Raw genomic sequence first — 14,041 nt, 5'->3', positions numbered from 1 at the left:
TTGACGCGGTCCCCGGCCAGGACGCGGATGCGGTTCTTGCGCATCTTGCCGCTGGTATGGGCCAGGACCATGTGCTCGTTGTCGAGCTTCACGCGGAACATCGCGTTGGGCAGAAGTTCAACGACCTGGCCGCTGAACTCGATCATATCTTCTTTTGACATCAGGCCTCTTTCGGGGGTGGTGGCAGGCGGGGCGGACCATGATCGCCCGCGCCCGGCTGGTCAAGCACAGGCTGCGGAAGCGGGCAGGGCGCCGGCCGCTCGGTACGGCATGGAAATGGCGCCGGGAGGCGAATTCTTCAACCTTCAAGGACGGCGCGGAAAGGTGGCGGCAGGGACGGGGGCTCAGCCCTGCCCCAGCCGCATCGAGACGCTGCGGGCATGGGCGTCCAGGCCCTCCGCCCCGGCCAGCGCCACGGCGGCGGGGCCGATCGCCTCCAGCCCGCGCCGCTCGGCGGCGATCCAGGTGGTGCGCTTGAGGAAGTCGAACACCGACAGGCCGGAAGCGAAGCGCGCCGTGCGGCCGGTGGGCAGCACATGGTTCGGCCCCGCCACGTAGTCGCCCAGCGCCTCGGGGCAGTGGCCGCCCAGGAAGGCGGCGCCGGCATGGCGGATGCGGGCGAACAGCGCCTGCGGCTCGGCCACCATCACCTCCAGGTGCTCGGGCGCCAGGCGGTCGGTGAGCGCGGCGCCCTCCTCCCAGTCCCGCACCACGATGATGGCGCCGTGGCGGCACCAGCTTTCCCCGGCGATGGCGGCGCGCGGCAGGGTCTTCAGCGCCTCCTCCACCGCGTGCTCGACGGCGTTGGCCATCTGCCCGCTGGTGGTGATGAGGATGGCCTGGGCGCTCTCGTCGTGCTCGGCCTGGGCCAGCAGATCGATGGCGATCAGCGCCGGGTTCTGCGAGGCATCCGCCAGCACCACCACCTCGGAAGGGCCGGCGATGGAATCGATGCCGACCCGGCCGAAGACCTGCCGCTTGGCCTCGGCCACATAGGCGTTGCCGGGGCCCACCACGCGGTCCACCGGCGCGATGCTGGCGGTGCCCCAGGCCATGGCGGCCACCGCCTGGGCGCCGCCCAGCCGGAAGATCTCGCTGACGCCGGCGCGGTGGGCCGCGGCCAGCACCAGCGGGTTCAGCGCGCCATCGGGGGTGGGGACGCACATGGCGATGCGCGGCACGCCCGCCACCCGGGCGGGGATGGCGTTCATCAGCACGGAGGAGGGGTAGGCCGCCTTGCCGCCGGGCACATAGATCCCCACCGCGTCCAGCGGCCCCCAGCGCAGGCCGAGGGTGAGGCCGAGCGGGTCCGCCAGCTCCACGTCGCGCGGCAACTGCGCCTGGTGGAAGCGCTCGATGCGGGTGGCGGCGAGGTCCAGCGCGTCCAGCAGGCCAGGGGCGCAGGCGGCGCGGGCGGCCTCGATCTCGGCCTCCGTCACGCGCAGCGCGGCGGCGCTGCCGGGCGTCCAGCGGTCGAAGCGGGCGGTGATGTCGAGCAGGGCGTTGTCCCCGCCCGCGCGCACCTCGGCGATCAGGGCGGCCACGGCGGCATCCACCTTGGCGGTGGTGTCGCGCGCCTGGTCCAGCAGGGCCTGGAACTTGCCCTCGAAGCCGGGCTCGGCGGTGGAAAGGCGGATCATGCGGCGGACTCGGTTCCGGTCTCGGCCAGGGCGGCGCGGAAGCGCGCCAGCCAGGCGCCGATCGCCTCGGGCTGCGTCTTGAGCGCGGTGCGGTTGACGATCAGGCGGGAGGTCACCTGGGCGATCACCTCCGTCTCCACCAGCCCGTTGGCCTTCAGGGTGGAGCCGGTCTGCACCAGGTCGACGATGAGGCGGGACAGGCCCAGGGAGGGGGCCAGCTCCATGGCGCCGTTCAGGTGCACCACCTCGGCCTGGATGCCGCGGGCGGCGAAGTGGCGGCGGGCGACGTTCGGGTACTTGGTGGCGACGGCGAGGCGGGATTCGCGGCCCAGCGCGTGCTGCCCGGCGCTTTCCAGCGGCTCGGCCACCGAGACGCGGCAGCGGCCGATGCCGAGGTCGAGCGGCGCGTAGATCTCGGGGTAGTCGAACTCCATCAGCACGTCGGCGCCGCAGATGCCGATCTGGGCGGCGCCGAAGGCGACGAAGGTGGCCACGTCGAAGGAGCGCACCCGCACCACGTCGAGCCCCGGATGGTTGGTCTCGAAGCGCAGGCGGCGGCTGGATTCGGCATGGAAGTCCTCGGCCGGCACGATGCCGGTGCGGGCCAGCAGCGGGCCCAGCTCCTTGAGGATGCGCCCCTTGGGCAGGGCCAGGACGAGGGGCGCCGCATCGTCGGCGGCTGCCGTGGTCGGGTTGGCGATGGGCTGGTCCATGGCGGGTTGTATCATCGGAAAAGCGGCAAAGCCATGTCAGCCTTGAATACGTTCGATGTCGGCGCCGACGGCGGCCAGCTTCCGCTCCACCCGCTCATAGCCGCGGTCGAGGTGGTAGACGCGGTTCACGGTGGTCTCCCCCTCGGCGGCGAGGCCGGCAATGATCAGGGAGACGGAGGCGCGCAGGTCGGTGGCCATCACCGGCGCGCCGGACAGCCTGGCCACGCCGCGCACGATGGCCGAGGAGCCGTGCGCGTTGATCCGCGCCCCCATCCGGGTCAGCTCCGGCACATGCATGAAGCGGTTCTCGAAGATCGTCTCGGTGATCATCGAGGCGCCCTCGGCCACCGCCATCAGCGCCATGAACTGGGCCTGCATGTCGGTGGCGAAGCCGGGGAAGGGCTCGGTCATCACGTCGACGCCGTGCAGCCCGTTGAGGCGCCGGGCACGGACGCCGTCCGCCTCCTGGATCATCTCCACCCCCGCCTCGCGCAGCGAGCGGGTGCAGGCGCCGAACAGCTCCAGCGTCATCCCCTCCAGCAGCACCTCGCCGCCGGTGATGGCGCCGGCGCAGGCGAAGGTGCCGGCCTCGATGCGGTCGGGCAGGATGGCGTGGGTGGTGCCGGACAGGCTCTCCACCCCCTCGATGGTCAGCCGGTCGCTCCCCACCCCCTCGATGCGGGCGCCCATGGAGATGAGGCAGTTGGCGAGGTCGGTGATCTCCGGCTCGCGCGCGGCGTTGACGAGCTGGGTTGTGCCCTCGGCGAGCGTCGCCGCCATCAGCAGGTTCTCGGTGGCGCCCACCGAGACCTGGGGGAAGAGGATGCGGGCGCCCTTGAGGCGGCCCTCCACCCGGGCGTCGATATAGCCCGCCGCGAGGTCGATCGCGGCGCCCATCTGCTCCAGCCCCTTGAGGTGGAGATCGACGGGCCGGGTGCCGATGGCGCAGCCGCCGGGCAGCGAGACGCGGGCCTGGCCGTGGCGCGCCAGCAGCGGCCCGAGCACCAGGATGGAGGCGCGCATCTTGCGCACCAGGTCGTAGGGCGCCTCGAACTGGCGGGCCTCGCCCTCCAGCAGGATGCGGCGGGCTTCGGTGTCTTGCTCCACCCGCAGCCCGTGCTGGGCGATGAGGTGGCCCATGGTGGCGACGTCGGCCAGCGCGGGGGCGTTGGTCAGCACCACCGCCTCATGGGTGAGGAGCGAGGTCGCCATCAGCGGCAGGGCGGCGTTCTTGGCGCCGCCAATGGCGATGCGCCCTTCCAGCCGGCGGCCACCGCGAATGCGGATGCGGTCCATCGCCTTACTCCCTTACGGCCTTACAGCCGGGGCAGCGCGACGCCGCGCTGGCCCATGTATTTGCCCTTGCGATCGGCATAAGACACTTCCGGCGCGCCCGCGCCCTGCAGGAACAGGAACTGGCAGATGCCCTCATTGGCGTAGATGCGGGCCGGCAGCGGGGTGGTGTTGGAGATCTCGATGGTCACCTGCCCCTCCCATTCCGGCTCGAGCGGCGTGACGTTCACGATCAGGCCGCAGCGGGCATAGGTGCTCTTGCCCAGGCAGATCACCAGCACGTCGCGCGGGATGCGGAAATACTCGACCGTGTGGGCCAGGGCGAAGGAGTTGGGCGGGATGATGCAGGTCGGGCCGCGGCGGGTGACGAAGCTGTCATCGGCGAACTTCTTCGGGTCCACCAGCGCGTTGTCGACGTTGGTGAAGACCTTGAACTCGTCCGCCACCCGGGCGTCGTAGCCATAGGAGGACAGGCCGAAGGAGATCACCCCCTCGCGCCGCTGGCTCTCGACGAAGGGCTCGATCATGCCGTGTTCGGCCGCCATGCGGCGGATCCAGTGATCGGGCATGATGGACATGGCGTGGTGAACGTCCTTCGGCGCGGCAGGGCGGGCCCCGATAGCGCAGCGCGCCCTGGCGGGCAACACGGGGAAAGGCGGGCGGCGGCCGGCGCTCAGTCCCGGCGCGGTGGTTCGGCGGGCGTGGGGGGCGGGGAGGCGGGCTCTCCGGAGGGCTCCGCCCCGGCGCGGGCGCGGCTTTGCGCCTTGCGGCGGCGCAGGTTCTCGCGAAGGGCGGCGGCCAGCCGGGCCTCGCGATCGCTGTTCCGGTCGCTGGGCGGAGGAGGCTTGCTCATCGGGCGGGCCGCGCGGGGAATTGCGGAAGGAGGCTCAAGGAGGGCGGGCTCCCCGGAGGGAGAGGGGTGGTGCTGCTAGAGAGGATTGAACTCTCGACCTCTCCCTTACCAAGGGAGTGCTCTACCACTGAGCTACAGCAGCATGCCGCCGTGGAAGCGAGGCGCTCTCTACGGGCGCGGCCGGGGCGGCGCAACCCCTTTTTTGTGCCGCGGGCGGTAAAACAGGCCGGCGACCTGTGGCCGCGGCCCCCTCCCGCCCCCATGCCGGAGGCGGAAGGGAGGCGCCTCGGCCTCCGCCTCAGGCGCCGGGCTCGCCGAAGCCGCGGCCCTTGCGCACCGCCTCCCACACGCCGAGTGCGGCGATGGCGAGGTGCGGCAGCGCCGCCTGCAGCTCGGCCGAGACGGTGATGCCGAAGCCGGCGGCGAGCAGCAGGAACAGGCCGCGCCAGGTGCTGGGCTGGCTGATCTGCAGGCGGATCCAATCGGTCATGGAGAAGCTCCGGGAAAAGGGGGAGGATCAGATGCCGTTCAGGGTGAGCGCCTCGGCGGCGATGGTTACCGTGCCCGGCCCGGTCACGCTGGCGGTTTGCGCCAGGAGGCCGCAGGCCAGGGCATTGCCGCCGCTGGCCGCGTCATAGATGCCCAGATGGGTCAGGCTGCCGGCGGCGCCGGTGAAGACGAAGCGCAGCGCCTCGGTGTTGCGCTGCGCGCCGGTGCCGGTGAAGACGATGCGCTGGCGGGCATAGCCGTTGCCGGCCGGCTCGCCGGTCAGGCCGCCCGCGCCCGCGCCGGTGCCGAGCGCGGCATAGACGATGGTGGGCAGCGCGGGCGCCCGGCCGCACAGGGCGCGGGCCAGCATGTTGCGGGCATAGTCGGTCAGGGTCGGCATGGGCGTGCGATCCTTGCGAGGGGTGGAGAATGTGGCGCGGCCTCAGGCGGCCGCCGTCAGCGCCCGCAGCATGGCGTCGGGGAGGCGCTGCGGGCGGTAGTCGATCGAGCCGAGCTCGCCATTGGCCGCGCGGTTCAGCGCGGTGGAGGCATGGCCGACCAGCAGGCGTGACAGGCCGGGGGGCACGGAGACGGCGGCGCTCTGCACCGGCCTGCCGGCCATGCAGAAGGCCAGCCCGTCCGGAGCCCAGGCGAGGGCGGCGCGGAACGGCGTGCCGGGCGTCATGCTGCCGCCGGACAACGCGGCGAGGGTGGCGCCGCCGCTTTCCGCCACGCCGAACACCTCCGCGCCGCCCGAGGTGTTGCGCACCACCAGGCGGTTGGCGTCGGTTCCGTCATCGAGCTGCGCCAGGCCCTGGCTGGTGCCGAACAGGGCGAGGTTCGGCAGCATGGCCTCGAGCACCAGGGTTCCCGCCGTGCCGAACCCGCCCGGCGGTGTCCAGACCGGCACATCCGCCGCGCGGCTGCCAGAAACCAGGAGCCCCGCTGGCGGAAGGACGGGAGAGCTCATGGCATGCCCCGGCTCCAGCTGCGGAGCGCCGATGCGCAGCGTCACGTCGAGAGCGGCGCCGGAGGGCGCCCGGAACTCCAGCCCGGGCACGACGAAGGCGGTGCCGGAGGGTGCCGTGGCATTCGATGCGGTGCGGCTCTGTGCCAGCGAAGGGCCGCTGCGCAAGGGGGCGAGGCTGCTGATCAGGGCCCCGCCATTTTCATTGCGGTATCGGACCGTGACACCCAGGGTCGTGAAGCTGGCGACGCTGCCTGCCAACACCCGGCAGAACACCGAGCCGGTCCAGACCTCGTTCATGGAGGCTGCCACCGTCTCGCTTCTCTCGAAGCACAGGGCCCATGAAGCGGAACTGCCGTTGGTGCCGGAGAGGCGGACATCGACAAAGGGGATGCCGTCCTCGGTTCCGCCGCCCAGGATCTTGATGCTCAGGGTGGTGGAGCCGAGGATGTTCCAGTTGTGGGGCAGGCGCGAGGTCCAGGCTCCGGTGCGTGCTCCCTCGCCGCGTGGGTTGCGGATGGCGTTGCGGCGCGCCGCCTCCACCAGCAACCGCCGGCCCGTGCCGGTGAACCGCGCCATGTGGGGCGGGGCGGGCCACCAGGCGCCGGAGGCGTCCTGCGCCATGGCATCCCCCATGCGGCCGACAAGGACGCGCCCCGTGTGCTCCGCCCCCAGCGCGCGCAGCGGGACGCCCGCGCCAGGCAACCCGATGAGCCCGGGCGATGCGATCATCAAGGCGCCCCCGACCCCACCAGGTGGCAGATCCGCGTCGTTCCGCCATCGGGCGAGTAGGTCATCAGCGTCGCCACGCCGCCCGCGCGCACCTTGGTGAAGCCGTCGCTGTTGGTGGGCGCCGTGTTGCTGGTGAAGCCTGACAGGGCCAGCGCCAGGTCCGCGCCCGTGCGGTTGACCACGGTGCAGGAGAAGCCATCGCCCATGCCGGTCCAGCTCAGCGAGAGGGTGGTGCCGGGGTTGGCGATCAGCACCCGGGCATTGTGCGCCGCGTGGGTGAGCGCGGTGGCGCCGGCGAGCGCCAGCGTCGTCAGCCGCCGGCTGGTGAACTGCGTGTCCACATACTGGCGCGTCGCGGCGTGCAGGTTGGCCGTCGGGTTGGCTGGCAGCACCAGCGGGCCGGTCAGCGTCACCGTGCCGTTGGCGCTGATGCGGAAGCGCTCGGCCACGCTGCCACCCTGGCGCGTCTCCACCACCACCGCGCCCGCTTCCGAGCCGCTGGCCACGGCCTCCGCCACCGTCGCCACGCGGGCGAAGACCTGCTCGGTGCCGGCGCTGTTGTTGCCGCTGCTTTCCAGCACGCCGATGCGGTCATTGGCGGCGGGCGCGGCGGAAAGGCGGCGCAGGCGCACCGTCTGGGCCGCCGTCATGCCGCTGCCGCCGAAGGTGAAGCCCGCATTGGGGTTGTCCGCCTCGCCGGCGAACACGCAATCCGCCCCGGCGACCGTGAAGCTGGCATAGGGCGTGTTGCCGCCGTTGAACATGCGGAGCTGGCCGCCCAGCCCGCTGCCGCGGCGGTGCAGGTTCACCGCGCCATCCGTGTCCATCGACAGGCGCGTCTCGATCGCGGCGCCGCTGGAGACGGAGGCGAGCTCCACCCGCCCGGCGGCGATGCGCTGGACGGTGGCGCCGGCCCCGCCCAGGCGGTTGCCCAGCAGCTGCAGGCGCTGCATGGCCGCGGCGCTGTCGGCGGTGAAGGTGACGGCGCTGGTGTCGCAGCCTGAGACGATGAGGCTGCCGGCGCCGGCGCCGAGATGGATGGCGCTGATGGTGACGTTGCTGGTGCCCGGCGCGCCCGTGAAGTCGCAGCCGACCAGGGAGAGCTGGCCGGACAGCACCTCGGCGATGCGGCGCGCGCCGCCGGTGATGTTGACGCCGATCATCTCGTGCTGCTCGTTGCCGGTGGCGTTGACCTGCACCGAGCAGCCTTTGGAGGACAGGAAGCCGCCCACCCACTTGCAGCGCAGCGCCGTGCCGCCGATGCGCACGCCGATGGTGGCGGGGTCCGCCGCGTCCACCCAGCCATCCGTGCCGCTGTTGAAGAAGCTGCAGGAATGCGTGGCGTCCTGGATGTCGAAGCCGATCTCGTGGCCGAACTCGAAGCAGTTGTCGAAGGTGGCCATGTCCACGTCGTTGACGACGAAGCCGCTGCCGAGGCGGCGGTTCGGGCTGATGTAGACGGCGCCGCCCGAGGTCCAGCCGGCGGCGTAGCTGCTGCCCACCAGGTCCACGGTGGTGCCGTTCACCACGTTCACCTGCCAGCGGCCGTGGCAGGCCGGCGCGCCCGAGCTGCGCATCTCGGCGATGTTGATGATCTCGCCGCTCACCAGGCTGTGCGGCGCGGCCATGGTGACGCGGAAGAGGCCGGCGCCGTTGCTGGCGACATTGGTGATGAGGATGCGGGTGTTCGACCAGCTGCGCGAGGTGGTGACGAGCGGGTGCCAGTTCACCTCGCTGATGCGCGAGACGTCGAAGGAGCGCGCGAGGTAGAGCCCGTTGGTGCAGTCGCCCAGCACGTGCTCGATGCGCACGCGCGCATTGCCGTCGCTGTGGATGCCCCAGTTGAAGCCGAGGATCAGCAGCCGCGAGAGCTGGCTGTCGGCGCCGTTCGCGGTGCCGCCGGCGCCGCTGCCATCGCCCACCGTCACGGCGGTGCCGGCGAAGGCCGCGGCCTCGTCCAGCCCCTCGCGCAGCGTGGTGGGGCGGCCGAGGCCGCGGCGCAGCAGGGCGATGCCGTCCAGCCCGGCATTGCGGCGCACCCGCACCGTGCGCGCCGGATCGACGATCAGCGCGTGGCGCACGCCGCTGTAGTCGCCATTCATCCGCCAGCCGCCGGTGCCGGGGCGGCCGCGCAGGAACACGCCGTCCTTGAGGATCAGGTCGGCGGCGCCGATCAGGTAGCGGCGGGGGCCGATCAGCACGGTGCCGCCGCCCTGCGCCGCGGCCGCGTCGATCGCCGCCTGGATGGCCGCCGTGTCGTCGGTCACGCCGTCGCCCACCGCCCCGTGGTCGCGCACATGCAACTCGCGCTCCGCCATGATGCCGGCGCGCAGCTGCCGCACCGTGGCGCGCCGCGTCTCTGCCAGCGCCAGGCTGCCCTGCACCACCGGCGCCACGTCGTCATCGGCCAGCGTGGCGGCCGCCGGCAGCTCCGAGATCTTCTTGTCGGACATGGAAGCAATGATCCTTGCGAGCGGAAGAAAGGGGAGGGCGCGTGGTCAGAGCAGCAGCTCGCCGCCATCGGCGGCGGTGAGGCTGGCGCCCGCCTCGGTCAGCAGCGCGAACGGCTCGGTGACGACGAAGGAGGCGGAGGTCTGCGCCGCCAGCGGCTCGTTCGTGTCCTGCACGCGGATGCGGTAGCCCGAGCCCGGCGCGGGCGCGGTGAAGCTGGCCGAGGCGCCGCCCGAGGCCACGGCCACCGTGGCGGGGCCGGCGATCACCGCGCCGGCGGCATCGAGGATGCTGAAGGTGAGGCTCGCCACCGGGCCGCTCACGCGCGCGCCGATGGTGAAGCTGCGGCCGATGTAGAGACCCGTCGGCACCGGATCGAGCGAGACGCTGCGCGTCACCGCCGCCACCGGGCCGAGCGAGAACTCGAAGCCCAGCGCCGCGTTCCCGCCCAGCCGCAGCGGCGGGGCGGAGGCGTCCAGCACCAGCCCGTTCCCCACGCCCGCGCTGCTGCGCACCGGCAGGAAGGTGAGCGAATCCGCCGATTGCAGCACCACCACATGGCCGGGCTGCAGGCGGGTGGCGGCGGCGGCGAAGTAGCCCGGCGCCAGCACGCCAGCGCGGGTGTCGGTGGTGACGTAGAGCCAGAGGGTGAAGCTGTCCGTGCTGGCGAGCGAGGACAGGCCGCGGGGGTCGAACGGCATGCGCGTCTCCTGATGGGTCGCGGAAGGCGTGCGTCTCCGGCCCGCGCACGGGCCCCGGCGCATGGCGAAGGGCCGGCGCGCAGGCGGCCGGTGCAGAGGAGGGGGCGGGGAGGCCCGGATCGTTCGGGGAGGGGCGGGCGTGTGCGCCAGGCGCAGTTCACCCGTTGATGGCTAGGATTTAAAGGATTGATTGGGTATTTGTCAAGAAAATATTCCCAATGTTGTCTTCTGCGCCGCTGCCCGTGGACCCTTGGGCGGCGTGCAACTAACCTGCGATCTCCCCCTCCCCATTGCCGCAGGGACCGCTCGATGCCCCGACGCCGGATCGCCACCGCCGCCTTCGCCGCCCTGCTGGGCCTGTTCGCCGCCGGCCATGCCGGCGCGCAGCAGCCGGAGGCGGTGCTGAACGTCTACAACTGGTCGGACTACATCGACCCGTATGCCGTGGCGCAGTTCCAGAAGGAGACCGGCATCCGCGTCCGCTACGACGTGTTCGACAGCCTGGAGACGCTGGAGGGCAAGCTTTCCGCCGGGCGCTCGGGCTACGACATCATCGTGCCGACCAGCGAGCCCACCTTCTCCCGCCTTGCGCGGGCCGGCGCGCTGAAGCCGCTGGACCGCGCGAAGATCCCGAACTGGGGCAAGCAGGATCCCGCGCTGCTGCGGCAGGTGGAGAGCAGCGACCCCGGCAACCGCTTCGGCGCCATCTATCTCTACGGCACGGTGGGCCTCGGCATCCGCGCCGACCGCGTGCGCGAGCTGCTGCCCGACGCGCCGACCGACAGCCTCGACCTGCTGATGAAGCCCGAGAATGCGCGGCGCCTGGCGCGCTGCGGCATCGCGGTGATGGATTCCGCCACCGACGTGCTGCCCACCCTGCTGAAGTGGCTGGGCCGCAACCCCAGCAGCACCGAGCCGCAGGACCTGCGCGCGGCCGAGGATGCGCTGACCGCCATCCGCCCGCATGTGCGCGCCATCACCGCGAGCGGCAACATCCTCGATGCCCTGGCCAATGGGGAATACTGCGTGGCGATGACCTATTCGGGCGACGTCATCCAGGCACAGGCCCGTGCGCGCGAGGCGAAGCGCGGCGTCGAGATCGGCTATGTGGCGCCGAAGGAGGGCGCGCAGCTCTGGTTCGACATGCTGGCCATCCCGGCCGATGCCCCGAATCCGGAGGCGGCGCACCGCTTCATCGACTTCCTGCTGCAGCCGGCGGTGATGGCGGGCATCACCAACCATGTCCGCTACCCGAACGGGGTGCCGGAGGCGCGCCCGATGGTGGACCCGGCCGTGCGCAACGACCCCAATGTCTACCTCTCCCCCGAGATGCTGGCGCGCACCTTCACCCTGACGCCGCTGACGCCGGCGGCGGAGCGGGCGCGAAGCCGCAGCTGGAGCCGCTTCAAGGCCGGCCGCTGACTTGCCGCTGCTCTCCCTGCGCGCCCTGACCCGGCGCTTCGGCCAGACCCTGGCGCTCGACCGCCTCGACCTCGACGTGGCGGCGGGCGAGTTCCTCACCCTCCTCGGCGGCTCGGGCTCCGGCAAGTCCACCCTGCTGCGCGTCGTGGCGGGGTTCGAGACGGCGGATTCTGGCGCGGTGCTGCTGGAGGGGCGCGACCTGTCCGGCGTGCCGCCGCATGCCCGGCCGCTCAACATGATGTTCCAGTCCTACGCGCTGTTCCCGCACATGAACGTGGCGGCCAACGTCGCCTATGGCCTGCGGCGGGATGGCGTGCCGCGCGCCGAGCGGGACGCGCGGGTCGGGCAGGCGCTGGCCATGGTCGGGCTGGAGGGCTTCGGGGGGCGGCTGCCGCACCGGCTCTCGGGCGGGCAGCGGCAGCGCGTGGCGCTGGCCCGCGCGCTGGTGAAGCGCCCGCGCCTGCTGCTGCTGGACGAGCCGCTGGGCGCGCTGGACGCCAACCTGCGCGAGCGCACCGGCTTCGAGCTGCGCGCCCTGCAGCGCGAAACGGGCGCGGCCTTCATCATGGTGACGCATGACCAGCAGGAGGCGCTGGCGCTGGCCGACCGGGTGGCGGTGCTGGAGCATGGCCGGGTGGTGCAGCTCGGCCCGCCCCGCGCGGTGTATGACCGGCCGGCGACGCGCTTCGTCGCCCAGTTCCTCGGCGCCGCCAATGTGCTGGAAGGCCGCCCCGATGGCGCGGGCGGGTTCGACTGCCCTGGCCTTGGCGCCACGCTGCGGCCGGAGGGCGCGCTGCCGCCCGGCACCGCCGCCTGCGCCCTGCGCCCCGAGCGCATCGCGCTGCGCCCCCTGGCGGAAGGGCCGAACAGCGCCGAGGGCGTGGTGGAGGAGGTCGCCTTCCGCGGCGATGACAGCCTGCTCCTGGTCCGCGCCGGGGGCGGGGCGCTGCTGCGCGTCGGCCATGCCGAGGAGGATGGCGCGCCGCCGCCGCGTGGCGCCACGGTGCGGCTGGGGTGGGAGGCGGCCTCCGTGGTGCCGCTGGCCGGCTGATGCGCCCCCTGCTGCTGCGCGCCCTTCCCCTGGCCCTGCCGGGGCTGTGGCTGGCCCTGCTGGTCGCCGCGCCGCTGCTGGTGGTGCTGGCGCTGGCCTTCGCCTGGCCGACCGAGAGCGTGCCGCCCATCGCCCCGCCCTGGGGGGCGGAGGGGCCGAACATCGAGCCCTTCGCCCTGGTGCTGGAGGACCCCTTCTACCACGCCGCCTTCGCCCAGGCGGCGCTGGTGGCGGCGGGCACGGCGGCGCTCTGCCTGCTGCTGGGCTTCCCCATGGCGATCGGCCTGGCGCGCGCCACCCCCGCCTGGCGGCTGCCCCTGCTGATGGCGGTGCTGCTGCCCTTCTGGACCGGCTTCCTGCCGCGCCTCGGCGCCTGGATCGGCCTGCTGCGCGACGAGGGCTGGATCAACACCCTGCTGCAATCGCTGGGCCTCATCGCCGACCCGCTGCCGCTGCTCTATTCCTGGCCGGCGCTGTTCCTCGGCATGGCGCATGCCTACCTGCCCTTCGCCGTGCTGCCGCTCTATGCCAGCCTTTCGCGCCGCGACCCGGCGGTGGAGGAGGCGGCGGCCGATCTCGGCGCGACGCCCTGGGCGGTGTTCCGCACCATCACCCTGCCGCTGGCGGCGCCGGGCGCGGCGGCGGCCTTCCTGCTGGTGTTCATTCCGGCCATGGGCGAATACGTCATCCCCGAGCTGCTGGGGCCGCCGGGCGCGCAGCTTGTCGGCCGCGTGCTGTGGCAGGAGTTCTTCCAGAACCGGGACTGGCCGGTGGCGGCGGCGCTCGCCGTGCTGCTGCTGCTGGCGCTGCTGCTGCCCATCCTGCTGTTCCAGCGGCTGGAGGCGCGGCGGTGAGCCGGGGCGGCATGGCGCGGCTCGGCCTCGCGCTGGGGCTCGGCTTCCTGTGGCTGCCGGTGCTGCTGCTGGCGGGCTACGCCTTCAGCGAAAGCCGCATCCCCTTCCAGTGGGGCGGCTTCTCGCTGCGCTGGTTCGCCGCGCTGGCGGAGAATGAGCGGCTGCTGGAGGCGGCCTGGCTCTCGCTCCGCGTGGCGCTGGGCTCGGCCACGCTGGCGGTGCTGCTGGGCGGCGCCACCGGCTGGGTGCTGGCCCGGCGCGGCTCGTTCCGGGGGCGGGCGCTGTTCGGCGTGCTGGCCGGCGCGCCGCTGGTGCTGCCCGACGTGGTGATGGGCCTTTCGCTGCTGCTGCTCTTCGTGCTGCTGGAAGGCGCCACGGGCTGGCCCGCCGGGCGTGGCGCCACCACCATCCTGCTGGCGCACGCCACCATCGGCGCGGCCTATGTGGTGGTGCTGGCGCAGGCGCGGCTGGCCGAGATGGCGCCCGAGCTGGAGGAGGCGGCGCGCGACCTCGGCGCCGGGCCCGCCACCGCCTTCGCCACCATCACCCTGCCGCTGATGGCGCCGAGCCTGGCGGCGGGCTGGCTGCTGGCCTTCACCCTTTCGCTCGACGACGTGGTGGTGGCGAGCTTCGTGTCCGGCCCCGCCGGCACCACCCTGCCCATGGTGGTGTTCTCCATGCTGCGGCTGGGGCTGACGCCGGAGGTGAACGCGCTGGCCGTCGTCATCCTGGCGGTGGCGGCCCTGGGCGGCGGGCTGGCCCTGCTGGCGCTGCGGGGCCTCCGCCGGCTTTGAACCTTCCGTGTGCCGTGCTTGCTCCCCCGGCGCCGCATCCCAGATCCCTGGATGTGGACGACCTGGCTGCGCGCGGCGTGG

The 14,041-nt window shown here is 72.8% G+C and carries 14 protein-coding genes and 1 tRNA gene; 4 read left to right on the top strand and 11 right to left on the bottom strand.

What is annotated here, in order from left to right; translation table 11 throughout:
• The 11 genes from infA to CR162_RS07680 form a co-directional block, all read right to left on the bottom strand.
• A partial coding sequence (gene infA, locus CR162_RS07730) for a translation initiation factor IF-1 (RefSeq protein ID WP_099094972.1) occupies nt 1-161 on the bottom strand: 161 nt, incomplete at its 3' end.
• A 183-nt stretch (nt 162-344) separates the two neighbouring features.
• Nucleotides 345-1,640: a histidinol dehydrogenase gene (gene hisD / locus CR162_RS07725; RefSeq protein WP_099094951.1), complete on the bottom strand. Its 1,296-nt coding sequence runs from the start codon at nt 1,638-1,640 to the stop codon at nt 345-347.
• Nucleotides 1,637-2,353: an ATP phosphoribosyltransferase gene (gene hisG / locus CR162_RS07720; protein WP_099094950.1), complete on the bottom strand. Its 717-nt coding sequence runs from the start codon at nt 2,351-2,353 to the stop codon at nt 1,637-1,639. The genes hisD and hisG overlap by 4 nt, the downstream gene beginning before the upstream one ends.
• A gap of 36 nt (nt 2,354-2,389) precedes the next feature.
• Complete coding sequence (gene murA, locus CR162_RS07715; RefSeq protein ID WP_099094949.1) at nt 2,390-3,649, bottom strand: UDP-N-acetylglucosamine 1-carboxyvinyltransferase; 1,260 nt, start codon at nt 3,647-3,649, stop codon at nt 2,390-2,392.
• Between the two features lie 20 nt (nt 3,650-3,669).
• Nucleotides 3,670-4,224, bottom strand: a complete 555-nt coding sequence (gene dcd / locus CR162_RS07710) for a dCTP deaminase (protein WP_099094948.1) — start codon at nt 4,222-4,224, stop codon at nt 3,670-3,672.
• 342 nt (nt 4,225-4,566) lie between these two features.
• Nucleotides 4,567-4,641 (bottom strand) — tRNA-Thr (locus tag CR162_RS07705).
• A 156-nt stretch (nt 4,642-4,797) separates the two neighbouring features.
• Nucleotides 4,798-4,989, bottom strand: a complete 192-nt coding sequence (locus CR162_RS07700; protein WP_099094947.1) for a hypothetical protein — start codon at nt 4,987-4,989, stop codon at nt 4,798-4,800.
• 27 nt (nt 4,990-5,016) lie between these two features.
• Nucleotides 5,017-5,388 carry a phage tail fiber protein gene (locus tag CR162_RS07695; protein ID WP_099094946.1) on the bottom strand — a complete coding sequence of 124 codons (372 nt, stop codon included), beginning with the start codon at nt 5,386-5,388 and terminating at the stop codon, nt 5,017-5,019.
• Nucleotides 5,389-5,430: 42 nt separating this feature from the next.
• The gene (locus CR162_RS07690) at nt 5,431-6,687 is read right to left on the bottom strand and encodes a hypothetical protein (protein ID WP_099094945.1); all 1,257 of its coding nucleotides are present in this window, start codon (nt 6,685-6,687) and stop codon (nt 5,431-5,433) included.
• Nucleotides 6,687-9,140 (bottom strand): glycosyl hydrolase family 28-related protein, encoded by a 2,454-nt coding sequence (locus tag CR162_RS22620; protein ID WP_218014846.1) that lies wholly within the window; start codon nt 9,138-9,140, stop codon nt 6,687-6,689. Before CR162_RS22620 ends, CR162_RS07690 begins: the two co-directional genes overlap by 1 nt.
• 45 nt (nt 9,141-9,185) lie before the next feature.
• Nucleotides 9,186-9,839 (bottom strand): hypothetical protein, encoded by a 654-nt coding sequence (locus tag CR162_RS07680; RefSeq protein ID WP_099094944.1) that lies wholly within the window; start codon nt 9,837-9,839, stop codon nt 9,186-9,188.
• A gap of 309 nt (nt 9,840-10,148) precedes the next feature.
• Here CR162_RS07680 and CR162_RS07675 point away from each other — a divergent pair, with 309 nt between their 5' ends.
• From CR162_RS07675 to CR162_RS07660, 4 genes are read left to right on the top strand one after another with little or no spacing between them, the layout of a single operon-like run.
• Nucleotides 10,149-11,261, top strand: coding sequence for a polyamine ABC transporter substrate-binding protein (locus tag CR162_RS07675; protein ID WP_099094943.1), 1,113 nt, complete (start codon nt 10,149-10,151; stop codon nt 11,259-11,261).
• A gap of 1 nt (nt 11,262) precedes the next feature.
• Nucleotides 11,263-12,312, top strand: coding sequence for an ABC transporter ATP-binding protein (locus tag CR162_RS07670; RefSeq protein ID WP_099094942.1), 1,050 nt, complete (start codon nt 11,263-11,265; stop codon nt 12,310-12,312).
• Nucleotides 12,312-13,166: an ABC transporter permease gene (locus CR162_RS07665; RefSeq protein WP_245870192.1), complete on the top strand. Its 855-nt coding sequence runs from the start codon at nt 12,312-12,314 to the stop codon at nt 13,164-13,166. The genes CR162_RS07670 and CR162_RS07665 overlap by 1 nt, the downstream gene beginning before the upstream one ends.
• Entirely contained in the window at nt 13,163-13,960 is a 798-nt protein-coding gene (locus tag CR162_RS07660) for an ABC transporter permease (protein WP_408887452.1), read from the top strand. The genes CR162_RS07665 and CR162_RS07660 overlap by 4 nt, the downstream gene beginning before the upstream one ends.
• Nucleotides 13,961-14,041: the final 81 nt, after the last annotated feature.

It is taken from the genome of Teichococcus rhizosphaerae (assembly GCF_002631185.1).
GTDB lineage: Bacteria > Pseudomonadota > Alphaproteobacteria > Acetobacterales > Acetobacteraceae > Pseudoroseomonas > Pseudoroseomonas rhizosphaerae.
This window is presented reverse-complemented; position numbering and strand designations above follow the sequence as displayed.